The organism is Aquimarina sp. MMG015 (assembly GCF_018100855.1).
GTDB classification, from domain to species: domain Bacteria; phylum Bacteroidota; class Bacteroidia; order Flavobacteriales; family Flavobacteriaceae; genus Aquimarina; species Aquimarina latercula.
Map to the genome: position 1 here is coordinate 1 of NZ_JAGJEB010000015.1, position 23,872 is coordinate 23,872.

The 23,872-nt window shown below is 31.4% G+C and carries 21 protein-coding genes and 1 other RNA gene; 11 read left to right on the forward strand and 11 right to left on the reverse strand.

What is annotated here, in order from left to right; genetic code table 11:
- Positions 1–65: 65 nt before the first annotated feature.
- The 3 genes from J8L88_RS21025 (at position 66) to J8L88_RS21035 (ending at position 3,377) form a co-directional block, all read left to right on the forward strand.
- Entirely contained in the window at positions 66–1,991 is a 1,926-nt protein-coding gene (locus J8L88_RS21025) for an OmpA family protein (protein ID WP_371813719.1), read from the forward strand.
- Positions 1,992–2,374: 383 nt separating this feature from the next.
- The gene (locus tag J8L88_RS21030) at positions 2,375–3,034 is read left to right on the forward strand and encodes an RNA methyltransferase (RefSeq protein ID WP_027394043.1); all 660 of its coding nucleotides are present in this window, start codon (positions 2,375–2,377) and stop codon (positions 3,032–3,034) included.
- 199 nt (positions 3,035–3,233) lie between these two features.
- Positions 3,234–3,377 carry a hypothetical protein gene (locus J8L88_RS21035; protein WP_155839710.1) on the forward strand — a complete coding sequence of 48 codons (144 nt, stop codon included), beginning with the start codon at positions 3,234–3,236 and terminating at the stop codon, positions 3,375–3,377.
- Positions 3,378–3,454: 77 nt separating this feature from the next.
- Here J8L88_RS21035 and J8L88_RS21040 read toward each other — a convergent pair whose 3' ends face one another.
- Positions 3,455–4,147, reverse strand: a complete 693-nt coding sequence (locus tag J8L88_RS21040) for a hypothetical protein (protein ID WP_211061764.1) — start codon at positions 4,145–4,147, stop codon at positions 3,455–3,457.
- Between the two features lie 140 nt (positions 4,148–4,287).
- Here J8L88_RS21040 and J8L88_RS21045 point away from each other — a divergent pair, with 140 nt between their 5' ends.
- On the forward strand, positions 4,288–4,653 hold the full coding sequence (locus J8L88_RS21045; protein ID WP_211061765.1) for a VOC family protein: 366 nt from the start codon (positions 4,288–4,290) through the stop codon (positions 4,651–4,653).
- A gap of 12 nt (positions 4,654–4,665) precedes the next feature.
- On the opposite strand, the gene J8L88_RS21050 is transcribed toward J8L88_RS21045, so the two are convergent.
- The 3 genes from J8L88_RS21050 to J8L88_RS21060 all read right to left on the reverse strand — a co-directional run bounded on the left by J8L88_RS21050 (position 4,666) and on the right by J8L88_RS21060 (position 8,484).
- Positions 4,666–5,430, reverse strand: coding sequence for a carboxypeptidase-like regulatory domain-containing protein (locus J8L88_RS21050; protein WP_027394040.1), 765 nt, complete (start codon positions 5,428–5,430; stop codon positions 4,666–4,668).
- Positions 5,431–5,547: 117 nt separating this feature from the next.
- The gene (locus tag J8L88_RS21055; protein WP_027394039.1) at positions 5,548–7,317 is read right to left on the reverse strand and encodes a DEAD/DEAH box helicase; all 1,770 of its coding nucleotides are present in this window, start codon (positions 7,315–7,317) and stop codon (positions 5,548–5,550) included.
- 117 nt (positions 7,318–7,434) lie between these two features.
- On the reverse strand, positions 7,435–8,484 hold the full coding sequence (locus tag J8L88_RS21060) for a glutaminyl-peptide cyclotransferase (protein ID WP_118386627.1): 1,050 nt from the start codon (positions 8,482–8,484) through the stop codon (positions 7,435–7,437).
- An 88-nt stretch (positions 8,485–8,572) separates the two neighbouring features.
- Here J8L88_RS21060 and ffs point away from each other — a divergent pair.
- From ffs to fsa, 3 genes are all read left to right on the forward strand, one after another.
- Positions 8,573–8,671, forward strand: an RNA gene (ffs, locus tag J8L88_RS21065) — signal recognition particle sRNA small type.
- Positions 8,672–8,764: 93 nt separating this feature from the next.
- Positions 8,765–9,586 carry an SDR family oxidoreductase gene (locus J8L88_RS21070; RefSeq protein WP_211061766.1) on the forward strand — a complete coding sequence of 274 codons (822 nt, stop codon included), beginning with the start codon at positions 8,765–8,767 and terminating at the stop codon, positions 9,584–9,586.
- 75 nt (positions 9,587–9,661) lie between these two features.
- Complete coding sequence (fsa, locus tag J8L88_RS21075; RefSeq protein WP_027394036.1) at positions 9,662–10,315, forward strand: fructose-6-phosphate aldolase; 654 nt, start codon at positions 9,662–9,664, stop codon at positions 10,313–10,315.
- A 37-nt stretch (positions 10,316–10,352) separates the two neighbouring features.
- Here fsa and J8L88_RS21080 read toward each other — a convergent pair whose 3' ends face one another.
- A complete protein-coding gene (locus tag J8L88_RS21080; RefSeq protein WP_211061767.1) occupies positions 10,353–11,825 on the reverse strand; it encodes a hypothetical protein in 1,473 nt (490 codons plus the stop codon).
- A 244-nt stretch (positions 11,826–12,069) separates the two neighbouring features.
- Between J8L88_RS21080 and J8L88_RS21085 the strand changes: the two genes are divergently transcribed.
- A complete protein-coding gene (locus tag J8L88_RS21085; protein ID WP_027394034.1) occupies positions 12,070–13,695 on the forward strand; it encodes an ABC-F family ATP-binding cassette domain-containing protein in 1,626 nt (541 codons plus the stop codon).
- 52 nt (positions 13,696–13,747) lie between these two features.
- On the opposite strand, the gene J8L88_RS21090 is transcribed toward J8L88_RS21085, so the two are convergent.
- A complete protein-coding gene (locus tag J8L88_RS21090) occupies positions 13,748–14,350 on the reverse strand; it encodes a TetR/AcrR family transcriptional regulator (protein WP_027394033.1) in 603 nt (200 codons plus the stop codon).
- A gap of 85 nt (positions 14,351–14,435) precedes the next feature.
- Here J8L88_RS21090 and J8L88_RS21095 point away from each other — a divergent pair, with 85 nt between their 5' ends.
- Both J8L88_RS21095 and J8L88_RS21100 read left to right on the forward strand, forming a co-directional pair.
- Positions 14,436–16,289 (forward strand): fatty acid desaturase, encoded by a 1,854-nt coding sequence (locus J8L88_RS21095; RefSeq protein ID WP_211061768.1) that lies wholly within the window; start codon positions 14,436–14,438, stop codon positions 16,287–16,289.
- Positions 16,286–17,845, forward strand: coding sequence for a GMC oxidoreductase (locus J8L88_RS21100; protein WP_035085833.1), 1,560 nt, complete (start codon positions 16,286–16,288; stop codon positions 17,843–17,845). The genes J8L88_RS21095 and J8L88_RS21100 overlap by 4 nt, the downstream gene beginning before the upstream one ends.
- Here the strand turns inward: J8L88_RS21100 and J8L88_RS21105 are convergent.
- The 5 genes from J8L88_RS21105 to pheT form a co-directional block, all read right to left on the reverse strand.
- Positions 17,842–18,048 (reverse strand): hypothetical protein, encoded by a 207-nt coding sequence (locus J8L88_RS21105; protein ID WP_027394030.1) that lies wholly within the window; start codon positions 18,046–18,048, stop codon positions 17,842–17,844. The genes J8L88_RS21100 and J8L88_RS21105 overlap by 4 nt on opposite strands.
- A gap of 6 nt (positions 18,049–18,054) precedes the next feature.
- Positions 18,055–18,282, reverse strand: coding sequence for a putative signal transducing protein (locus J8L88_RS21110; RefSeq protein ID WP_027394029.1), 228 nt, complete (start codon positions 18,280–18,282; stop codon positions 18,055–18,057).
- A gap of 10 nt (positions 18,283–18,292) precedes the next feature.
- Complete coding sequence (locus tag J8L88_RS21115) at positions 18,293–19,012, reverse strand: hypothetical protein (protein ID WP_118386624.1); 720 nt, start codon at positions 19,010–19,012, stop codon at positions 18,293–18,295.
- Positions 19,013–19,090: 78 nt separating this feature from the next.
- Positions 19,091–20,866, reverse strand: a complete 1,776-nt coding sequence (locus J8L88_RS21120) for a serine hydrolase (RefSeq protein ID WP_211061769.1) — start codon at positions 20,864–20,866, stop codon at positions 19,091–19,093.
- Between the two features lie 188 nt (positions 20,867–21,054).
- Positions 21,055–23,481, reverse strand: a complete 2,427-nt coding sequence (pheT, locus tag J8L88_RS21125) for a phenylalanine--tRNA ligase subunit beta (RefSeq protein ID WP_118386622.1) — start codon at positions 23,479–23,481, stop codon at positions 21,055–21,057.
- 124 nt (positions 23,482–23,605) lie between these two features.
- Between pheT and J8L88_RS21130 the strand changes: the two genes are divergently transcribed.
- A complete protein-coding gene (locus J8L88_RS21130) occupies positions 23,606–23,809 on the forward strand; it encodes a hypothetical protein (protein ID WP_118386621.1) in 204 nt (67 codons plus the stop codon).
- The last annotated feature ends 63 nt before the right edge of the window (positions 23,810–23,872 follow it).

The following is a 23,872-nucleotide window of genomic DNA, read 5'->3' on the forward strand; positions in this document are numbered from 1 at the left end:
AGATTCTTTTAGAAAAAATGATTAGGAACTTTATGAAATATATAATTTCTACATTTTTAATTTTTATGTTTTCATGTGCTTTGATTTCACAAGAAAAGCGGCTCTTAAGGGCGGATGAAAACTTTAAGAGATACGCGTTTGTAGATGCTCGTAAAATTTATTTGAATGTTGCAGAGAAAGGATATTCTTCTGCTGATTTATTCAAAAAACTTGGAGACTCTTATTATTTCAATGGACAATTAGAAAAATCTGTTATATGGTATGAAAAAATGATAAATGATTACCCCGATGATATAGATACAGAATACCTGTTTAGATATTCACAAAGTTTAAAAAGTATCAAAAAGTATGATGAAGCAGATAAAATAATGGAAATGTTTTATAACATAACCAATACGGATCAACGAGCAGTATACTTCGTGAGTACTCGCGACTACCTTAGATTTATTGAAATGCAATCTGGAAAATTTACGCTAAAAAGAATAAATATTAATTCCGCTTTTTCAGACTACGCGCCTAGTTTCGATAACCTTGGAAATCTTGTTTTTGCCTCTTCAAGAGGAAACTATAGTTCTATGTCAAAGGTTATTCACGAATGGAATGAAATGCCATTTTTAGATCTTTATAAATCTGATATTGGAACACAAAAAAATGTGCTAGGACCAGCTAAAAAGTTGAAGGGTAAGATAAATACTAAGTTTCATGAATCCTCTACCTCTTTTAGTTCAGATGGCAAAACAGTGTACTTTACACGAAATAATTTCACAAAAAAGAAACTTAAATCTGATGCGAGTGGAACTATTCTTTTAAAATTGTATCGAGCAAAGTTAGAAGGGAATAAATGGGTTGATATAGAAGAACTACCATTTAATAGCGAAGAGTATTCAGTTGCTCATCCTGCACTAACCGCAGATGGGAAACATCTATATTTTGCTAGTGATATGCCTGGCACTAGAGGGTTGTCGGATTTGTATAAAGTAGAAGTATTTGAGGATGGTACTTTTGGTGAGCCAATTAATCTTGGAGATAAAATAAATACAGAGGGAAGAGAAACTTTTCCATATGTAAGTGATTCTGGAAGACTTTATTTTGGGAGTGATGGACACGTTGGGCTAGGTGGATTAGATATATTCGTTACAGTTCCAGAAGAAGGTACTTTTTCTATACCATACAATATAGGAAAACCAGTAAATAGTTCGGAAGATGATTTTAGTTTTGTATTAAATGAAGAAACTAAAATAGGTTATTTTTCTAGTAATAGACAAGGAGGTAAAGGAAATGATGATATTTACAGTTTTAAACAAATAGATGAATTAATAACTACCTGTAAACAATATGTTTCTGGAGTAGTAACAGAGGATCCTACGGGTGAAATATTAGCCAATTCTGATGTGATCTTATTGGATGATGATGGTAACGAAATCAATAAAACAACAAGTGATAATAATGGAGTGTATACTTTTGAAGTAGAATGTGAGAAATCCTACATCATTAGAGCGCTTAAAGATGGGTATAATCCGTCAGAAGAAATGCTATTGACCAATACAGCTTTAGAGTATACCCATCAAGTACCATTACAATTATCAAAAGGAGGTTTTAGTAATAAAGAGGTGCTTCCAGGTGATGACCTAGCAAAAGTGTTAGATCTTCAAATTATTTACTTTGATTTGGATAAATCTTTTATTAGGCCTGACGCAGAAATAGAATTACAAAAGATAATAGCTGCGATGAAAGAATATCCTACTATAAAAATAGATGTTCGTTCTCATACAGATAGTCGTGCCCCAGATGATTATAATTTGGCTTTGAGTGAACGTAGAGCAAAAAGTACAATTAAATATATAGTAGAAAAAGGAGGGATAGATAGATCCAGACTCACTGGTAGAGGATATGGAGAGTCTTCATTAGTAAATAAATGTGACAATAATACTAACTGTAATGAACAACAACATCAGGAAAATAGAAGAAGTGAATTTATTCTATTAGAATGATAAACGATATTTTTTGATCTTTTTAATCATTAAGAGTATAGTTAGGCATAAATATTGAAATGATTTGATAAGTTTTATTTTAAAAAAAATATGAGAAAGAACAATGTGATTTGTTAATGGGAGCTAATTTAATTTCAAAATATTGTGTTTTTTATTTTTATATGACGATGGGAATAAAAACGTTAAGCAACATTTTACAAAATTTTTGATCTTATTTTAGTATGGCCTCTCTTATGTTTGGGTGACATTAGAGAGGTCTCCCTTATTAATAGTCTTTCTATTACCTTCTCTTTGCTTTTATTTCCAGAATAATCTTTGTAATGAATAAAGCAGGATCAATTTTTTTATCTCTAAATTATCAATGTTTCCTATTTTAGCAGTCTATGGTAGATCATAAACTATTAGCGTATTTAGAATCTTTTCTTACGCCCAGACGACAAGGCCTTTATAAAAAGGTAATTGAGGAACGTACTAATTATTTTACGGTTGCGGTAGAAGATGTATATCAATTACACAATACAAGTGCAGTAATTAGGAGTTGTGATGTTTTTGGAATTCAGAATGTACACGTGATAGAAGAAATAAATGCTAAACGTATTGATAGAGAGATTGCAATGGGAGCCCAAAAATGGGTAGATATAAATAGATATACTACTTCTAAAGCTTGTATTGCTGAGTTAAAAAATAAAGGATATCAAATAGTAGCTACTACACCACATGATAATTCGATAGAGTTAAAAGATTTCGATATTAATAAGCCTTCTGCATTTTTCTTTGGGCAGGAACAAGAGGGATTAAGTGATATGATCTTAGATGAAGCCGATGTAAAATTACACATACCTATGGTTGGTTTTACAGAAAGCCTTAATATTTCGGTTTCAGCTGCTATTATTTTGCAGCAGGTAACATCTTTATTAAGGAACTCTAAGATCGATTGGAAGTTGTCAGAAGAAGAAAAATTAGAAAAAAGATTGGATTGGGCTAAAAAAGTAATCAAAAGCCACGAGAAAATTATTGCTAGATACAGAAAGGAGAATACCTAACAGATACTAAATAACTCATTACGAATTATTTTTAATAAGTTACAAATTCTAGATAAATACTGCTTTTATTTTTTGTAAGTAACTTATAAATAAAGGTTTACACGTAAAAGGTTAATGTGCTTAAATCAGAGGTTTTATTAATTAATTCGCTATATTTGATAAGGACTAATCGTTTTAACTCCCTAAAAACATGTTTGTCATGAGCAAAAAACAGTCGCCTACCAACAAGATTAAGTCACTTTTTAAACAAGTGAAAACAGGAATTAAACCTAATAAAACTACAATTAATTATACATCCGAAGTAGTACACGATATTTTTCAAAAAAGAACAAGTACTTCTTAATTCTATTTAAAACATAGAAGAAAAGTATATCCAAAGAGATTAAGTAAGCCTTGGATATACCTCTAAAATCATAAGATTTACCTTTTGGTTAAGTATATGTTTTGTGTAAAATAATTGTTGTAGTCATAATTCTCTTTTACTTCAATGTTTCTTGAAAAATCCTGATATGCAACATTTGATACTTTTAATTCCCAGTTACCTCTTGGTAGTTGCAGAGAATAAGATCCGTTCTCGGATGTAGTTGTAAAGTGTCTAATTCCGTTTTTAAAAACTTCAATTGATATAGGTTCTTGAATAGTTTGAAAAGTACTATTATTAAAAACACGACCCTTTACATTGTAAAAACTTTGAAGAATAGGTTCTTTTTTTGATGTTTTAGTGCCATTCCAATTATACCAATTTGGTGTGTTACCCCAAGTCCATTTACCAGAGAAAGAATTATTAAAATTAGAGTTATTCATTTCAAAACGAATTATCCCTTTTCTATTCATCCTGTAATTGTCAAAAGTTCCTTCAAAATATTCTTTACCATTTATATAATGTCTATATCCATAAATGACGCCAATATCTGCATAATCTCCATATATTAATTGTCCTTTTTCTACAAGTCTTAATTCTCCATAAGTGGAGTTCCAGGTTCCTACCCAGTTTATAGTATTGCTTTTTTCTAAAAGAGATATTTCATCTACAAATGTTATATCATCTTCATTAGAACAGCTAAACAAGAATAAAGAAGTTAAGCATAGACAAACTATTTTCAATTTTTTCATGGTATGTATGTTATTTAAAAGTTACATCCATTAGTATTAAAAAATTAGAAAGGTTAACAGATAATTATTTTTTTATAAAACAGTTATTGGTTTTTAAATCTAATTTGTAATTTAAAGACTTAATTTTTAGATCAATAATTATGGTTACATGGTTTGAAATTCCGGTTATAGATATGGATCGTGCTAAATCCTTTTATGAAAAAGTTTTTGAAATAGAAATAGCTATCCACAAAGTAGAAGGGTTACAAATGGGTTGGTTTCCTAATAAAAATGTAACGGGTGAAGTTACAGGATCATTAATACTTGCGGGAGATCATTATAAACCTAGTGAAGACGGAGTTATGATCTATTTTTCTTGTAGTGATGTAGCTAATGAAATAAGTAGAGTAGAGGATGCTGGAGGGACAGTACTATCTAAGAAAACACAAATATCAGAAGAGCATGGATACATGGCTTATTTTGTAGATTCGGAAGGGAATCGAATATCATTACATTCCCTTCGATAAGATAATGTATTATTATTTTCTATCTAGAACTTTATACTCTTCATAGCATTCACTGATTGCATCAAGAATTTGTAAGTCATTAGCAAACTTTATGAAATCAGCAGAATAGTTGCAATTACGTAATATTTCATCAATATCGATACGTTCTACTTGAAGCAATGCCATAAGTGTAGCTCTATCGAATTTTGTTTCCAGTAGGTTCCTTATTTCATCATCTTTCTTCATCTTTCTTAGCTTACGCAGTTCATTAGACCGTTTACTAAAAATGTTATAGAGAAAGTCTGCGGGATTAAAAATAGCACCTAACACTTTATTAACAGCTCCAGGTTGTCTGCTACCTCCTTCATATCCAGAGTTTAAACCAGAAATGCTATATCTGTAATTATTATATACAGGGATTTTTTTCGCATCAATTTCTAAGTATCCAGTAAGTTGTACATCTGCAACGACAACTTCTTCAAGAGCGATACCAAGTTCAGTCATTTTGATTTTTACATCACCAAATTTTTTCCAGTCATTAGTAACTCGAACTCTAAGAGGTTTATATCCAATGTATGTAAAATATAGGGTGTCATTAACTTTAGCTTTAATCTCAAAATCACCTTCTTTGTTAGTAATGGTACCTATAACCTGACTTAGGTTTACTACGTGAACACTCTGTAATTTACTATCAGTAGAGGCATTCAGTACTTTTCCCGATACTGTTTGTGAATCAGTTTCTTGGGCATTAATACTGATGCCTACAATAAGTAATATGTATATTAAAAATCTTTTCAAAAGCTTATTTTTATAATTATTCTATATCGTTAACTACTATATATGACGACCAATCTATACGAACATAACATAAAAATCGGACCAAAAATCATATAATTTAGTTAATTCATAGAAAAATTATCTACGATCACTACGTTTTCTTCGGTCTCTTCTTCCATTACCTCCGCGGTCACCACCATCATTATCACGACGGTTTCTTCCTTTTGGTTTAAAACCATCACTTCTTCTCTTTCCTTTAAAACCGCCACCGCCGTTATTATCTCTTCTTCGTCTACCGCCTCGGCTTCGACCAGAATCTTTAGAGATCTCAACGTTAACTTTTCTACCTTCTATTCTAAAATCTTCGAAAACTGCAAGAATTGCATCTTGGTGTTCAGAGTCTGTATTAAAGAATGAAAAACTTTCCTTAACATCAACACGACTAACTCCATCTCTTCCTAATCCTAAGTTTTCTTTTAAGAAATCTTTTAGGGTCATCCAATCAAATCCATCTTTTTCACCTACGTTAATAAAATAACGCGTGCTTCCGTCTCTTCCTCTAGATCCATCTCCACCGCTATCTCTGGATGCATTTAGATCTTTAGAGTTTTTATAGTAATTATGAAAACGAGAGAATTCTACAGAGAAGAATTTTTTAATAAGTTCTTCTTTAGTAAAATCTTCTAATACCTCATTAATTGATGGTAAGTAGCTTTCAATTTCGTCATTAATTTCCGATTTAGCAATATCATTTGCTAAATGAAATAATTGTACTTGACATATTTCTTCACCACTTGGTATTTCTTTTTCTTCAAATTTCTTTTTGATGATTCGTTCTACAGACTTAATCTTTCTAAGTTCACTTTTAGAAACGATAACCATAGATACACCACTTTTTCCTGCACGTCCTGTTCTACCACTTCTATGCGTATAGGTTTCTATCTCATCTGGTAGTTGATAATTAATCACGTGAGTAACATCATCTACATCAATACCTCTTGCAGCAACATCGGTGGCCACTAACATCTGTATTTGTCGATTTCTAAAACTCTTCATCACCAAATCTCGTTGGTTCTGACTTAGATCTCCGTGCAAGGCAGCTGCATTATATCCATCCTCAATAAGTTTTTCTGCAACTTTTTGTGTGTCTCTTTTGGTACGACAAAATATTACAGAAAAAATGTCTGGGTTTGCATCTGCTAGACGTTTTAAAGCAGCATAACGATCTCTAGAACTCACTACATAATATTCGTGAGAAACATTCTTAGATCCTGTGTTTTTGTGTCCTACAGTAATTTCTATAGGATTGTGCATAAAACGTTTTGCAATTGTAGAAACTTCTTTTGGCATTGTAGCAGAAAATAACCAAGTACTTTTATCTTCTGGTGTGTGAGAAAGTATAGAAGTTATATCTTCATAGAATCCCATGTTAAGCATTTCATCTGCTTCATCAAGAACACAATAACCGATATTAGATATGTCAACCATCTTTCTATTGATCATATCCTGCATACGTCCTGGAGTTGCTACAATAATTTGAGCTCCACGTTTGATTTCTTTAGCTTGATCATGGATACTTGCACCACCATAAATGGCTACAGTACGCAATCCTTTACTAAACTTAGAATAGTTTTTTAATTCATTGGTAATTTGTAAACAAAGTTCACGGGTAGGAGATAGTATTAACCCTTGCGTGATTCTACTATCAATGTCTACTTTTTCTATTAAAGGAAAACCAAATGCAGCGGTTTTTCCTGTTCCGGTTTGTGCAAGAGCAACAATATCCGTTTCTTCATTAAGCAAAATAGGGATAGCCTTTTCCTGTACTTCACTTGGGGTCTCAAACCCCATTTCATTCACCGCCTTAATAATGGCTTCACCGAGGCCTAATGCTTCAAATTTGTTCATATAAATAAAAATAAGCCGCAAAGGTACGGTTTATTATCTGTCTATAATAATAACGAAGTACTTATTCTGATGTTACAAAAGAATTGTTTTAAATGTAAAATTAGATTAGGTGTTTGATTACTTAATTATCTCAATTTCAAAAAGTTTGTCCCAATTCTTGCCGGTAACAAATAATTGTTTCGTGTCCTTTTTGTAAGCGATACCATTTAGCACATCTAGATCAGAATGTTGACTCACCTTTTCTCTTAGACCAGATAAATTAATAACTGCTTCTACAGCTCCATTTGCTGGATTAATTACAGCAATTCCGTCTTTTTGCCAAGTGTTAGCATAAATTTTTCCTTCTATCCATTCTAATTCATTAAATTTTGACTTTACCTTGTTGTGAGTTGCAACTTCAATGAATGTTTTTTCTGCCAAGCTTTCTGCGTCTAATATCCAGATTTTTTCAGTACCGTCACTTTTATATATTTGATTACCATTATTACATAATCCCCATCCTTCTTTACTCTTATTATAAGCAAAGCTTCCTGTTTTTTCTAGAGTGTTTAAATCGTAGATAAAACCTTCTTTAGATTGCCATGTAAGTTGAAACACTTTATCATTAATAATAGTAATACCTTCTGCAAAATATTTCTTATCGATATCTTTTTTGATAATCACTTTTCCAGTTTTGTAATCTACCTTACGTAATGAGGACAATCCATTTTTACCAGTACTTTCATAAAGTGTGTCACCAATAAATTCTAATCCTTGAGTAAAAGCATTTTGATCGTGGGGATATTCTGCTATAACTTTATACTTATATAATTTAGGAGGGGCGTTGTTAAAAAAAGAAAGTTTTTGATAGATATCTTCCTCTTTTCCTTTATAATGAACAATAGCTTTTAGAAGGTGTTTTCCCAATCTCTCGTTATCGATTTTTTCTTCTAATTGATTCTCATTATTAGTTGTTAATCTAATATCTTCTAAAAAGTAAACGACAGAATCAATTTTGATGTTTTGGTCATTAACAATACTAGCTTTTATGGTTTCTCCAAGCTTATATTTGGTCTGGTTATTATCGGTTTTAATCGAAAAATGTTTTTTTTTCGTCTCAATATTACTACCACAAGAAAAAATAATAGCACATAATGTAATGATGACGAAGAGGTTACGTTTGTTCATGATATTTGGTAATATTTATAGCAAGATATTTATTTTAATTGGGTTTAAAAAATCATTGTTTTATATAGTAAAGATTGTATCTTTGCAGCGGCAAGTCCTACACAACTAGCTCCTGTTGAATCCTCCAGGGCGGGAACGCAGCAAAGGTAAACGGTTGTAGCAGTGTGATGTAGGTAGCTTGCCTTTTTTTATGCCTTTTAGTTTCGTCTTTTAAGTATTTTTAAGTTTATTTCGTAAATCTAAATTCATAATTCTAAATTCCGAATGTATATTTGCGAACATGAACGCAAATCAAAACTCTAAAGTTGTTTTAATAACCGGTGGTTCTTCAGGTATTGGAAAATCTATCGGTACATTTCTTACCAATAAAGGATATATCGTATACGGTACTAGTAGAAACCCTTCGCGTTTTTCGGATTTTAATGCTTTTACTTTGTTGCAACTTGATGTAGCGGATAAAAAAAGTATTTCTAATGCTGTTAGTATAATTGAGCAGAAACACGGACGATTGGATGTTTTGATTAATAATGCGGGAGCAGGAATTACAGGACCTTTAGAAGAAATACCAGAAGAAGAGATTATAAGGAATTTTACGACCAATTATTTTGGGCCTATCAATGTCACTAAAGCAGTGTTGCCTTTAATGAGGAAACAGCATAGTGGTTTAATTATTAATATAACTTCTATTGCAGGATACATGGGATTGCCATATCGTGGAATTTATAGTGCTTCTAAATCTGCCTTAGAGATAACCACAGAAGCCTGGAGAATGGAGTTAAAAGCATTTAATATTCATATGACCAATATTGCCCCTGGTGATTTTGCTACTAATATTGCAGCAGGAAGGTATCATGCTCCAGTTGTCAGTGGTTCTCCTTACGAAAAATCATATGGTGATTCTTTACAATTAATGGATGAACATGTAGATGAGGGTAATGACCCGGATGAGATGGCTAAAGCAGTGTTTAGGGTTATTTGTACTTCTAGTCCTAAGGTACATTATAAGGTTGGTGCGTTTATGCAGAAATTCTCTGTGGTTTTAAAGCGAATTTTACCAGATAAAGTATATGAGAAATTACTAATGAATCATTATAAGTTGTAATTTTGACCGCATATTTTAAAAACATATTATAGTTAATAATCATAATAAATAAATCATAAATTTAAACACAACAATATGAAGTTTTTTATTGATACTGCTAACCTTGATCAAATCAAAGAAGCACAAGATCTAGGTGTACTTGATGGAGTAACTACAAATCCATCATTGATGGCTAAAGAAGGTATCACAGGGAAGGATAATATTATAGAGCATTATAAAAAAATATGTGATATAGTTACTGGAGATGTAAGTGCTGAAGTGATTTCTACAGATTTTGAAGGAATCGTTAAAGAAGGTGAAGAACTTGCTAAACTTCATGATCAGATTATTGTAAAAGTACCTATGATTAAAGAAGGTATAAAAGCAATAAAATATTTTAGTGATAAAGGAATTAAAACTAATTGCACATTAGTTTTTTCAGTAGGACAAGCTTTATTAGCTGCAAAAGCAGGAGCAACTTATGTTTCTCCGTTTATAGGAAGATTGGATGATATTTCTACAGATGGTCTTAATTTAATAGCAGAAATAAGAATGGTATACGATAACTATGGTTTCGATACACAAATCCTAGCAGCTTCAGTAAGACATACGATGCATGTAATCGATTGTGCAAAAATTGGAGCAGATGTTATGACAGGACCTCTTTCTTCAATAGAAGGTTTACTAAAACATCCTTTAACAGATATCGGTTTAGCTAAGTTTTTAGCAGACTACAAAAAAGGAAACTAATTTTTTTTGAAATAATAAAATTCTAAAAACTGTTCTTTTAGTCGAGAACAGTTTTTTGTTTTTCGATACTTGCCATTCTGCTATAACTCATCAACTGTTTTTCGAAAATTGATGAGAATAAATCAGCATTTGGATTGATTATTTTTCCTTGTTGATTAACCAAAATTACCTTGTTAGAATAATGAATAACCAATTCATCAGAAGAACATTTAGGAAACTTAAACTCATATTCATTTGATAGATCGTAATTATGACGATTAATCGTTTTTAGCCAATTGTCCGTTTGTTCATCATCCGTATTAATAGCGATAAAATCAATATCTGGATATATTTTACTTAAATGATCAGTTTTCTTATGTGCTTGGATATAATGATCTTTTCTTTCAATAGACCAGAAATATAAAGCAGTAATAGGCTTTTCGAAAAGAGAGGATAGCTTAGTCATTTCTCCGTTGGAAGAAATAAGATCCTGATCAGGAATAATACTATTTGGTTTCAATCTAGCAGTAGCTTTTGCTAATTTCACCAGTTCTTTTTGGATCTTTTTATCGGTACTTATAGATAAGTAATGATTAAGTACTTTTTGAGAAGTATAGTCATTTTTATTATCTAAAATAAAATTAGTCGTTATACCTCTTAAAAGATTGTTTTTGATGTAAGAATGTTCGATTAAACTATCTACAAGATCCAACTTATACATGGTATACTCAACTTTACTTTTAGAAAAAGATTTTTTATTCATGTATTTTGTGTAGGAAGAGTTGGTGAAATAATGATTAAGGAATCTATTATACGAGTATAACCTCATTAGATCATTATCATTAAAATTAACCTGCTTTCTGTAATCGAAAAAATCTTCGGAAAACTCTTTGTTTGGATCAAGATTTTTAAGTCTGTGGTATTGGTATTTATATAAATATAATTCATATCTCGAAAAGAAATCATACTCAAAACTAGATCTACATATTTTTTTCGAAAGATCACTTATGTTGTATTTACTGGTAAGACGATCAAATCTTTTGATTCTTATGTCTAATAAGGAGTCTTGTTCTTTCTTAAAGAATCTAGGACTTTTTTTAAATTTTCTTTTTTGTAATTGATTGCGCTCAATTTCATTTTGCAAAAACATATCAATTAGAAAATTATTTTTCCTAGCTCCTTTTCCAGTAAAAACTAAAGATTCATCAAATTCTAATGTGTTTAGACGCATTAGAATACTATCTCCTTTTTCTAGTAATATCAACTGAAATTCTGGATTATGTCTAAAGGAGTATAAACCTTCTTTAATACCTTCTATCTTATGTAAAAACCTATTGTTTTTATCTAAATAAATCGTGTCCTGAAAATCTTTGTCTTTATAAAGAACAATATAATCAGCATTAGGGTTGATAATCTCACCACCGAAATAGATATGTTCATTCGTTATCTCTGTAGTTGTTGATTCACAACCACATAAACAAAAACCAATAATCGAGATATAAATAAAATATTTTATCCTGAAGAAATACATTTTGGGTGCTATTATTAAACTGACAAACATTCAAAAATAAATGGAATGACCTCTAAGATTTGTTAAGAATACGTTAATTGTGTTATTATTAGGCAATTCGTAGGGAGCTTTAATAATTACTTATGTTGCGAAAGTATGATATGACAAGAACTTTTATTTGACAAACTCTCATTTAAAATACTTTTATATTCTTTCAAGTTCTGGATCCATTTTTCTACTTTTGCCGAAAATACAATTTATACCTATGTTATCAGTTTCTAATCTTTCAGTACAATTCGGTAAAAGAGTTTTATTTGATGAAGTAAATACTACCTTTTCGCAAGGTAATTGTTATGGTATTATCGGAGCAAACGGGGCAGGAAAGTCTACTTTTTTGAAGATTCTTTCTGGTGTTTCTGAACCAACTTCAGGTCATGTTCACTTGGAGCCTGGAAAGCGCATGTCAGTCTTAGAACAAAACCATTATGCGTATGATGAATATACTGTGTTAGAAACAGTCATCATGGGTAATAAAGATTTGTATAAGATTAAGACTGAAATTGATGCTTTGTATGCTGATTATACAGATGAGAATGCAGAGAAAATAGGGGAACTTCAAGTACAGTTCGAAGAGATGAATGGATGGAATGCAGATAGTGATGCTGCAACTATGTTATCTAATCTTGGGATAAAAGAGGATTTACATTATACAAGTATGGCAGATTTAGATACTAAACAGCGTGTACGAGTGTTACTTGCACAATGTTTGTTTGGTAGTCCAGATGTGCTGATAATGGATGAGCCTACCAATGATTTGGATTATGAAACCATATCTTGGTTAGAAAATTTCTTGGCCAATTATGATAATACCGTAATTGTTGTTTCTCACGACCGTCACTTCTTAGATTCTGTGTGTACACATATTTCAGATATTGATTTCGGAAAAATTAACAACTATAGTGGTAATTATACATTCTGGTATGAATCATCTCAACTAGCTGCAAGACAAAGAGCGCAACAAAACAAAAAAGCTGAAGAGAAAAAGAAGGAATTACAAGAATTTATAGCTCGTTTTAGTGCAAACGTAGCAAAATCAAAACAAGCTACTTCTCGTAAAAAGATGATCGAGAAATTAAATATAGAGGATATTAAACCATCTAGTCGTCGTTATCCAGCAATTATTTTCGAAAGAGATAGAGAAGCGGGAGATCAAATCCTTAATGTAGAAGGGTTGGCAGCAAGTATAGAAGGAGATGTTCTTTTTAAAGGAGTAGATATTAATTTAGCTAAAGGCGATAAAGTAGTAGTTTTTTCAAAAGATTCTAGAGCGACTACAGCTTTTTATCAAATTCTTAATGAGAAACAAAAAGCAGATAATGGTACTTTTTCTTGGGGTATTACTACTACACAATCTTATTTGCCAGCGGATAACAGTGAATATTTTCAGAATGATTTAACGTTAGTAGATTGGTTGCGTCAGTGGGCAACTACAGAAGAAGAAAGAGAAGAAGTATTTATTCGAGGTTTTCTTGGTAAAATGATTTTTAGTGGAGAAGAAGCGTTAAAGAAATCAAATGTATTATCCGGAGGAGAAAAAGTTAGATGTATGTTATCTAAGATGATGATGACAAGAGCAAATGTATTAATGTTAGATGAACCAACAAACCATTTGGATTTGGAATCAATTACAGCATTTAATAATTCTTTGAAAAATTTTAAAGGTACTATTCTTTTCACTACACACGATCATGAGTTTGCTCAAACCGTAGCAAATCGAGTAATTGAGTTAACTCCCAATGGAGTAATTGATCGTTACGCTACTTTTGATGAATATATGAGTGATAAAAAAATTAAAGAATTACGAGATAAGATGTATGCCGTTAATGTTTAATGAATACGTTTTTACTAAGTAAAAAAATCTCGCAAACAACGAGATTTTTTTGTTATTTTAATACCAAACCTTCGAACTTTATGTACATATATTCTTTGATTGCAGATTCTAAAGTTTGCTGATTATTATTAAAGAAAGTATGATCAGTAATAAGCTGCATGATAAAATATTCATCCAGTTTGATTAATAATTCGGGAGAAACTTCCTTAAACATCTTATTCTCTATTCCAAAAACATAAAAATGTTTAAGGTCATCTAATAAACCCTGTAAAAAGTCATTTACGATACTCCAGGCACTAGGATAATGCGTTTGTAATTGCTTTAGATAAAAAGGAGAAATATCTTTAACTCCTTCAGCTAGAATCTTTGCTAAGGTTTCATAATGGTAGTTTATAGTAGACAGTTCGCCAGAAATTTCGTTTTTATAAGCTTTAAGGCGATCAACCCTTATTTGAGTGATGTATTCAAAAATTTCTTCTTTAGTAACAAAGTATTGATAAATCGTAGACTTACTTTTGTTCATTAGTAGCGCTAGATCATCAATAGTTAGTTCTCCAAGAGCCATATTACTCAGTTTAGGAAGTATAGCTTGAGTCCATTGTTCTACCTTTTTAGTTTTATCCTTTCTTTCTCGATGAATTGATTTTCTTCCCATATTTGGTATTCTCTAATAATCGAACTATATTTGATTAAATAGTTCGAAAAAATAAATATCTTTTTCAAACATAACCATTTGACCTGTGAAAAATCAAGCAGTTTGGCAAAAATATTCGGGAAAAGTAGCCTGGCCAACTATAATTTTGTTTTCCATTTTATGTATTGGATATATTTTGCTTTGGAATTTTTATTTATTAGGGTTCTCACCAATATGGACCTCTATTATTGGAGCTTTGATAGCTTATGGGATGTTTACAATTGCCCACGAAGCCAGTCATGGTAATATTTCTGGAGGAGTTCAGTCGTTTGTAAAATTAGAAAAAGCCTTGGGTTGGGTATCTAGTTTCTTTTTGATATTTCCTTTTTCTGCATTTGTAGTGATACATCTTAGACATCACGCACATACAAATGATCCGGTAAATGATCCAGATCATTATGTTAATGGTAGTAATCCTTTGTCAATTTTCTTTCGTTGCCTAACATTGATCGGCTATTATTTCGAATTAGCGTTAGGTAAGGACAGTAAAAAGAACGAAGCAATGAACAAAATTAGAGGTCAATCTATTTTATTTTTATTTTTTCTTACTACGATCTTAAGCGCTGTGATTTTTTTGGGATATGGAAGTGCGTTGTTTTTTGTTTTTATTTTATCAGCACTTATTGCGGCACCAGTATTGGCTTTTTCTTTTGATTGGTTACCACATTATCCACATAATAATTTAAGTAGGTATCATAATACACGTATCATTACGATTCCAGGCTTAGAGTTTCTGTCACTATACCAAAGTTATCATCTAATACATCATTTACACCCTAGAGTACCCTTTTATAAATATAGAAGTTGTTTTTTGGATATGGAATCCGAATTATTAGAAAAACAATCTGTGATTGAGGGTTATAGAGATCAGGATTTGAAATTGTTAGACAAGAAAAATACATATGTAGATATTCAATTAGGAAAAAAATGGAATTACGTTTTATTAGTAGAAGAAGTATATAGAGAAACATCAAACACTATTAAACTTGTTTTCAAAAATTTAGACCAGATTCCTTTTCTTTATGAAGCTGGTCAATATGTAGTTATTTCAGATTTCGTTAATGAAGATTTAATAAGTAGGTGTTATTCTATTTGTGAGGATCCTGTTACAGGAAAGCTTGCGGTAGCTATAAAAAGAATAGCAGGAGGAAAGTTGTCTAATCATTTAGTAAATACTATAAAGAAGAAGGATAAGCTAAGAGTTTCTGGTCCATTTGGTAAGTTTTTATTGCCAAAAAGTATTAGTAAACCATTTGTTTTTATTGCCGGCGGAAGCGGTATTACGCCTATCATGTCTATGATCAAATTTGTTTTAAGGACTTCAGAAGAAAAGGTGACATTACTTTATGGATCTAGGAATAAAGAAGAAGTAATATTTGATCAAGAACTTAAAGAACTTTCTTTACGCTATACAAACCGTATAGTTATAATATTAAGTTTCGAAATATTGAATGCAGATTTACAACACAAATATTTATCAAAGTTATCGGTAGATTCCTATTTTTATATCTGTGGTCCATCGGCAATGATGGAAGCTTCTAAGAAAGTGTTAGGTGGGCTTGGAGTTTTGGATAATTTAATTAAAGTGGAAGAATTTTCTCAGAACGTTAATAAACTTTCTGGTGTAACACGTAAAATTGATATAACGATGAGTGGCAATCAATTTTGTTTTAATACCGATAGTTCTGAAACAATATTACAAGGGTCAATGAAAACTAAAAACACATTACCACATGCTTGTAAAATGGGAGATTGTGGTACTTGTAAAGCTTTATTGATAAAAGGGGAAGTAAACTGGAATTCTAGAGAAGATATTGTTCTTTTAAAAAATGAAATAAATCAAGGATATATACTTACTTGTATGTGCACTCCAAAAACCGATATAATATTAAAAGTATGAATATTGAAAAAGAGTATGATTATGTAATAATTGGTAGCGGTTTTGGAGGATCAGTTAGTGCATTACGTCTTTCAGAAAAAGGATACAAAGTTTTGGTCATCGAAAAAGGAAGATGGTATAAACCCAAAGATTTCCCTAAATCAAATTGGAATCTTAGAAAATGGCTTTGGGTTCCTTTTTTAAGATGGTTTGGAATTATGAAGATGTCTTTTTTTAAACATGTTGTAGTAATTTCTGGTACAGGAGTAGGAGGAGGTTCGTTGGTTTATGCTAATACATTACCGGTCCCTAAAAGAGATTTTTTTACATCTGGTAGTTGGAAGGAATTAGCGGACTGGCAGTCAGAATTGAGACCATTTTATCAAACAGCATTAACCATGTTAGGAGCTCAGAAAAACCCATATTTGTTCGATGGAGATAAGGCACTTAAAGAATTAGCTGATAAAATGAATATTAAAGAGGGTTTTTCTAAAACAGATGTAGCTGTTTTTTTTGGAACTCCTGATAAAAAAGTACCTGATCCGTATTTTGATGGAAAAGGTCCTGATCGCACTGGGTGTAATTTTTGTGGTGGCTGTATGACCGGATGTAGGGTTGGAGCAAAAAATACATTAGATAAGAATTATTTATACTTGGCACAGCAATTAGGAGCTACTGTTCTTGCAGAAAATGAAGTTATCGATGTAACTCATTCCTTAGATGGATACTCGGTTAAGTATAAGTCATCTACCAGACTATTTGGTTCTAAAAAAGAATTAAAAGCTAAAGGGATTGTTTTTTCAGGAGGAGTTTTAGGAACAATAAAATTATTACTAAAACTAAAGAAAGAATCCTTACCTAATTTATCAGATCATTTAGGATCCGATATCAGAACTAATAATGAAAGTCTGATAAGTGTAACTAATTTAAATGGCAATAAAGATATGTCAAAAGGTGTAGCTATAGGATCTATTTTGACTACTGATAAGAATAGTCATCTAGAGATTGTTAGGTATGCTAAAGGTTCTGGATTTTGGAGATTATCACACTTACCTTTAACCCATGGTAAGAATACCGTTGTCCGGGTAACTAAAATGATCACAAGTTTTATAAGCCACCCAATATCTTATCTTAAATTATATACGGCTAAAGATTGGAGTAAGAGTACAGCTATTCTTTTGTTTATGCAAACATTGGATAGTACATTAAAATTTAAACGAAACTCCTTAGGGTTTATGAATACGAGTATTGCAGAAGGTAAAAAACCTAGTGCTTTTATACCACAATCACTTAGTTTAGCAAAACAATATTCTGAACTAACAGAAGGTAAAGAAACTGTTTTTGGACTAGAACCATTAGCAGGAATACCGTCTACAGCTCATATATTAGGAGGAGCAGTAATGGCTGCTACCACAGAAGATGGGGTGATTGATAAAAATAACAGAGTATTTGGATATAAGAATATGTATATATGCGACGGATCTATGATTTCTGCAAATCCAGGAGTAAATCCTTCTTTATCTATTACAGCTATAACTGAGCGTGCAATGAGTAAAATCCCGAAAAAGGGAAATTAGTCCGAAGTATTATTTTTATTTTGAAGATGTCTATAAATTAAAAAACCTCCATATAGGATAAATGAAATTGTAAGAAAAATTTTATAATTCCATTCAAATTCAACTCTTGTACGCTGGTATAACCGAAAACTTCCGAATAGGACCAATGCTATTCCGATCATAAAATCCCAGTTTTTCCTTGGGTTATTGTTTTCTTGACTCATAATACTTTAAGATAAACTTTTTTCTATAATAGGAATAGCCTCTTCTACGTCTGTCTTTTTTACAAATAGCTGAATGTGATCCGGAATTCCACCGCCAAAACCGGCTGCCATACCTGATTTCATGTCATCTCTAGTTATAGAATTAATACCGCTATCCTGCAGTATATTTTGAAGAAATTGTATATTAATTAGACTTCCCGTGTATACTCTTTCATATTCACTTTCTGGAAACATATGTGTTTTTTTATGCATTAAAATATTTACTATCCCAAATTGCAGTATTAAAATTCTTACCTAATGCGAATCCATAAAATAAAACTACTGCAGCAACAGATTTAAACATAAAAAAGAATATCATGATAAATTCTGAAGTATTACTTTCTTTGCTAAATAAACCTTGTGGGACCATAAAGGTAACTAAAAGACTTACTAAAAAGGTAAGAATTAATAAGTTTTCAAAACTCTTAAAAAACCACATCATTATTTTACGAAATGGATGAAGATCATCACCCCATTTATGAATTAAATAATAGTAATCATTACCCATTGGGGCAAATAATAAAGGGTCATCAGCATTAGCTAACTTAAATAGCTTTGACGGAGCTATAATTTTAAACCCTTTTAATTCTGTATTATGAGTTTTTTCTAACTCCTTTATTTGCGAAATAGCTTCTTGAGGAAGTTTTCCCTTAAAATATTTAGTATCTAAAAAACGCAATCGATAATCAACACATATTTTTTTAATTTGATCAATATGATAAATTTTAGAACTTTCTGTATTATCAAAAATGAAATCATTTGTTTCAGACGTAGTGCCTTTTTCTAGAGTTTTAAGAATTCGGTGATCTTTTTTCTCTTCTCGTTCAAAAATAGACTCAACTTGTTTTTCCCAAATAGAAGGATTAAACTGCTTGTTCTTAAGTTGAGTTAACTTTTTTTCGATATTGGTTTTTGGAAATAGCATGTCTTTTTCTTTAGCTCCACTAAATTAAGTATTTACGATATAGATTACAAGATTTCATTGTTTTTAACAAATGTTGAATTAATTTCTAGATTCACTTTCTTTATGGTTGTAGGGAACATAGTTTTGCCATTTCCAAGGGGTGTAGATGTCCCCTAATGCAACTTCTAGTAGTTCTTTAAAAATACTTTCTCCATTATCACTATTGGTCATTATCATGATTCCTTTTTTAGCTTTTGGGAATAATATAGAATAATGTTGAAAACCATCACCATGTCCTTCTTTAAAAGCTCCTTTGCCATATGGAGAATTTAAAACTCCCCAGCCTAATCCATAGCCTAATTGAATGGCATCATTAATATCACTCTTTTTATGGGATAGTGGGCCAAATTGGGCTAATGTTCGAATTCTTATTTGTGGCTTGAACATTTCATCCCATGAACTTTTTGTAATAATTTTGTTTTGTAATACAGCTTCCAAGAATTTACTGTAATCTTTAGTGCTAGTTTCTAATGTTCCTCCACCTCTTGGTTCATTATCTTTATCTTTTTTAAATAGTTTTCCTTCCTTAGAATGTCCATGAGCAAAGTCATTTTCGAATTTTTTATTCCATTGGTAACTAGAATGATTCATGTTTAATGGTTCAAATATTTTTTCCTGTGCTATTTCCTCAAGCCCTTTGCCAAGTAGCTTTTCTAATATTACCTGTAAATAGATAAACCCTTCTCCAGAATAACTATAACGAGCCCCAGGCTCAAAATGAACTCTTAATTTATGATCAGGTTCGTACCATCTGTAATTATGAAAACCAGTTGTATGAGCCAAACACATCCTTGCAGTAATTTTATGATATAGAGAATCTGTTTGTAAAGCAGAGAAATCATCATGCCATCTGGTCATTGGTTTGTATTCGTGTATTTTTTTTGGGAGGTAAGATTCTAAAGGAGTGTCTAGGTCAATCACATTTTCTTCTACGAGTTTCATTACTAACACAGCAAAAACAGCTTTGCTAAAAGATGCTCCATACATATTAGTAGAATCAGTTAGCTGCTTTTTATGGTTATAATTCTTATATCCGAAAGTTTTTTGATACGTAATTTGATTCTTATTAAAAAGAGTTATCGCAATACCATGGACATTCGCATCATATACTAATTGGTTTACTTTAGAGGTTAAGGAATCTTTAGTGATTACAGAGCCATCAAGCCTAACAATTTGTTTTGATTTGGTATCAGTACATCCTATGAATCCTATCGATATTAGAATGATCAAAAAGTTAATATGTTTTATTGATTTGTTTTTCTTTAAGAATGGAATTGATAAAGGATAATAAAATTTTTGAGAGTTTAGAACAGAAACTATATTGATAATCATTACAATAACACAAAAAGGAATAACCGCAATAAATAAAAAGAAGCCAACACCTTCAATTGTAACTAAACCGATAAATGATAATAGGAACAATATTGTCATTGTTATCTGGAAGTTTATAATTGCTCTTCCGTGTACATCGTAGATTTTGTTGTCTTCTCTTTTGTGGATCCATAGAAAAACGGGTAATAGAATATTACATAGAGGAATCATTAGTCCTAAGAAGGGTGTAGCATGCAATAGTAATAGCCATTTTTGTTGTATAGATTCTTCTTTTGGATTTTCTATGGGTAAGAGGTCTTCTACCTTAATTTCTAAAGCTGTTGCTAATAGTTTTATGGTTTGTAAATGTGGAGTTACTTCTCCTTTTTCAATACGCTGGATAGTTCTTATTCCTACGGTTGTTCTATCCGATAACTCTTCCTGTGTGTAGCCTTTTAATTTACGTTGGTATAGTAAGTTTTTAGAAATAGATTGATTTTCCATGATTATGTTTTTTGTACAAGACAAAACTATTAATTGCTATTGGTATTTAGTACGTCATTTAGGTGTCACCTATCTGTCATTTACTACTATTATTGAGGTTTAAGGCTAAAGGTATTGTTTTATTAAATAAATAGTGCCTTTAAGAAACTTAAAGGCACTATTGTGATTTTTATAATGAGATTGCTTTTTTATCGTAATTCTGCTCCTAATTTGTTCTCAAAATTATACTGAAGCTTATTCATGATTTTATCAATTTGCTTATCTGTTAATGTCTTATGCTCATCTTGCAATGTAAAACTTACAGCATATGATTTTTTACCATCAGGCAAATTCTTCCCTTCATATACATCAAATAAATTAATGTTTTTTAGAAGTTGTTTTTCTGTTTGTTTCGCAATAGTATGAATTTCTTCAAAAGTAACAGTGTTATCTAATAACAGTGCAAAATCTCTCTTAACTTCTGGGAATTTAGGAATATCTCTAAATTTAATTTTACTTCGTCTAGCGAACTCTAATATTGTATCCCAGTTAAAGTCTGCAAATAATACTTCTTGAGAAATTGAAAAATGCTTTAATACGGATTTCTTTACAATTCCAAATTCTACTAATTTAGACTTTCCTAGACTATAAGAAACTCCTTCAGAAAAAATATCATTTTTAGCTGGAGTTGTTTTGGATCTTTTAATCCCTAAACGATCTAGGATTGTTTCGATAATTCCTTTTAAATAAAAGAAATCACTTTTTTCTTGTCCTATTTTCCAGCTTTCTTTCGTCTTATTTCCTGTAACTAGTAAGGTAAGATGTTTGTTTTCAATTCTTCCATTTTCATAATTATGATAGGTTTTACCAAACTCAAAAAACTTGAGATCAGAACGTTTCCTATTAATATTGTAAGAAACTGCTTCTAATCCAGAAAATAACAAAGACTGACGTAATACTGCTAGGTCATTACTTAATGGGTTTAGCATTTCTACATTATTATCAGCATTTAATTGTTCTGATAAAGAAATATATTCTGGAGCGGTTAGAGAATTTGCTAGCATTTCATTAAATCCTTGACCTACCAATTGGTTAGAAATGGTGTTTTGTATATTATGATCAGAAAATTTATCAATATTAGAGATGGATGCATTTAGTTTTTGTGTAAACTTAATGTTATTGTAGCCATATACTCTTAGAATTTCTTCAATAACATCTGCTTCTCGCTGAACATCATTTCGATATGCAGGAATGGTAAGACCTAGACCACCTTCTGTGACACTATTTACTTTAATTTCTAGTGAGCTTAAAATATCTTTAATAGTTTCTTGAGGAAGTTCTTCACCAATTAATTTTGTTGTATTTTCAAAAGATAAAAATACCTGAAAGTCCTCTGTCTTTTTAGGATAGAGGTCTGTAATTTCACTTGTAATATCTCCACCTGCTAATTCTTGTATAAGTAATGCAGCTCTTTTTAGTGCGTATTCTGTGATATTAGGATCTATACCTCTTTCGAATCTAAAAGAAGCATCAGTATTTAGTCCATGACGTTTGGCTGTCTTACGAACACTTACAGGATTAAAATAAGCACTTTCTAAGAAAATTGAAGTGGTTTTTTCAGTTACTCCAGAATTAATTCCACCAAAAACTCCAGCAATACAAAGCGGTTTTTCTGCATCGCAAATCATTAAATCTTCCGAATGAAGCTCTCTTTCTACCTCATCTAATGTGGTGAACTTTGTTCCAGCTTTAAGAGTCTTAACTTCTATCTTATTTCCTTCTATGTAATTGGCGTCAAAAGCGTGTAAAGGTTGTCCTAGTTCGTGTAGTACGTAATTAGTAACATCAACGACATTATTTTTTGGAGTAAGACCAATAGCCTTTAATCGATGCTGTAACCAAGAAGGAGATTCTCCTACTTTTAATCCAGAAATAGAAACACCACAATATCTTGGTGCTAATTCAGGATTTTTTACATCGATATCAAATTTATGTAATCTGTTTTCTATTTTAAAATTACTAACAGATGGAGTGATCAGTTCTAAATTAAGATCTTTTTGCTGTAAACCCGCTTTTAGATCTCGAGCAGCACCCCAATGACTCATAGCATCCGCCCGGTTTGGTGTTAAACCAATTTCGAATACGTGATCGTTTTCTATATCAAAAATATCAGCAGCAGGTGTTCCAACGGGAATATCTTTGTCCAGAACCATAATTCCATCATGACTTTTTCCTAATCCTAGTTCATCCTCAGCGCAGATCATTCCATGGCTTTCTTCTCCACGAATTTTACCTTTCTTTATGGTCCATTCTTCTCCATCTGGATTATATAGTTTTGTTCCTATAGTTGCAACTGGAACTTTCTGACCTTCTGCCACGTTGGGAGCACCACATACAATTTGCACAGGTTCTCCAGTACCTAAATCTACTTTGGTTACTTTTAATTTATCAGCATTAGAGTGTTGTGAACAACTAATAACTTGTCCAACAACTACACCTTGTAGGCCACCTTGCACACTTTGATAGGTTTCGATTCCTTCTACTTCAAGCCCCAAGTCAGTTAGTAACTCCCCAGCTTTTTCTGCATCCCAATCAAGCTTAATAAATTGCTTGAGCCAGTTATATGAAATTTTCATTAATGATGATTCTGAAATTAGGCGGTAAAGATAATACTTTGGGTAAAGCTAACAAACAAGAAATTTGGGATATATTTATGGAAATTAAGTATATTTATGATAGTATTAATCTAACCCTTATTATATGAAAAATATCTTTAAGCTTTTTACTTTATTATTGTTTGTTGGAGTAATTTCTTGTACAGATAAAAAAAAGGAAGAAGAAGAAACAAAAGCTGCAGTCGAGAAAATTGAAGCGGTTGAGTCAGAGTTAGAAAGTGTTACAGAAGAAGTAACAAAAAAAGCTGACGAACTGGAGGACTCATTAAAAGATTTAGACAGTATATAAACCTTTTGTCTATTTTTAAATTATTCATACCCAAACTTTCAAAGTACTAACTATAAAATATTT

Excerpts from the sequence above, each read along its gene's own strand:
- J8L88_RS21025 (WP_371813719.1), top strand. The coding sequence starts at position 66 with ATGTTTTCATGTGCTTTGATTTCACAAGAAAAGCGGCTCTTAAGGGCG.
- J8L88_RS21030 (WP_027394043.1), top strand. The coding sequence starts at position 2,375 with ATGGTAGATCATAAACTATTAGCGTATTTAGAATCTTTTCTTACGCCC.
- J8L88_RS21035 (WP_155839710.1), top strand. The coding sequence starts at position 3,234 with ATGAGCAAAAAACAGTCGCCTACCAACAAGATTAAGTCACTTTTTAAA.
- J8L88_RS21040 (WP_211061764.1), bottom strand. The coding sequence starts at position 4,147 with ATGAAAAAATTGAAAATAGTTTGTCTATGCTTAACTTCTTTATTCTTG.
- J8L88_RS21045 (WP_211061765.1), top strand. The coding sequence starts at position 4,288 with ATGGTTACATGGTTTGAAATTCCGGTTATAGATATGGATCGTGCTAAA.
- J8L88_RS21055 (WP_027394039.1), bottom strand. The coding sequence starts at position 7,317 with ATGAACAAATTTGAAGCATTAGGCCTCGGTGAAGCCATTATTAAGGCG.
- J8L88_RS21060 (WP_118386627.1), bottom strand. The coding sequence starts at position 8,484 with ATGAACAAACGTAACCTCTTCGTCATCATTACATTATGTGCTATTATT.
- J8L88_RS21070 (WP_211061766.1), top strand. The coding sequence starts at position 8,765 with ATGAACGCAAATCAAAACTCTAAAGTTGTTTTAATAACCGGTGGTTCT.
- fsa (WP_027394036.1), top strand. The coding sequence starts at position 9,662 with ATGAAGTTTTTTATTGATACTGCTAACCTTGATCAAATCAAAGAAGCA.
- J8L88_RS21080 (WP_211061767.1), bottom strand. The coding sequence starts at position 11,825 with ATGTATTTCTTCAGGATAAAATATTTTATTTATATCTCGATTATTGGT.
- J8L88_RS21085 (WP_027394034.1), top strand. The coding sequence starts at position 12,070 with ATGTTATCAGTTTCTAATCTTTCAGTACAATTCGGTAAAAGAGTTTTA.
- J8L88_RS21090 (WP_027394033.1), bottom strand. The coding sequence starts at position 14,350 with ATGGGAAGAAAATCAATTCATCGAGAAAGAAAGGATAAAACTAAAAAG.
- J8L88_RS21100 (WP_035085833.1), top strand. The coding sequence starts at position 16,286 with ATGAATATTGAAAAAGAGTATGATTATGTAATAATTGGTAGCGGTTTT.
- J8L88_RS21105 (WP_027394030.1), bottom strand. The coding sequence starts at position 18,048 with ATGAGTCAAGAAAACAATAACCCAAGGAAAAACTGGGATTTTATGATC.
- J8L88_RS21110 (WP_027394029.1), bottom strand. The coding sequence starts at position 18,282 with ATGTTTCCAGAAAGTGAATATGAAAGAGTATACACGGGAAGTCTAATT.
- J8L88_RS21115 (WP_118386624.1), bottom strand. The coding sequence starts at position 19,012 with ATGCTATTTCCAAAAACCAATATCGAAAAAAAGTTAACTCAACTTAAG.
- J8L88_RS21120 (WP_211061769.1), bottom strand. The coding sequence starts at position 20,866 with ATGGAAAATCAATCTATTTCTAAAAACTTACTATACCAACGTAAATTA.
- pheT (WP_118386622.1), bottom strand. The coding sequence starts at position 23,481 with ATGAAAATTTCATATAACTGGCTCAAGCAATTTATTAAGCTTGATTGG.
- J8L88_RS21130 (WP_118386621.1), top strand. The coding sequence starts at position 23,606 with ATGAAAAATATCTTTAAGCTTTTTACTTTATTATTGTTTGTTGGAGTA.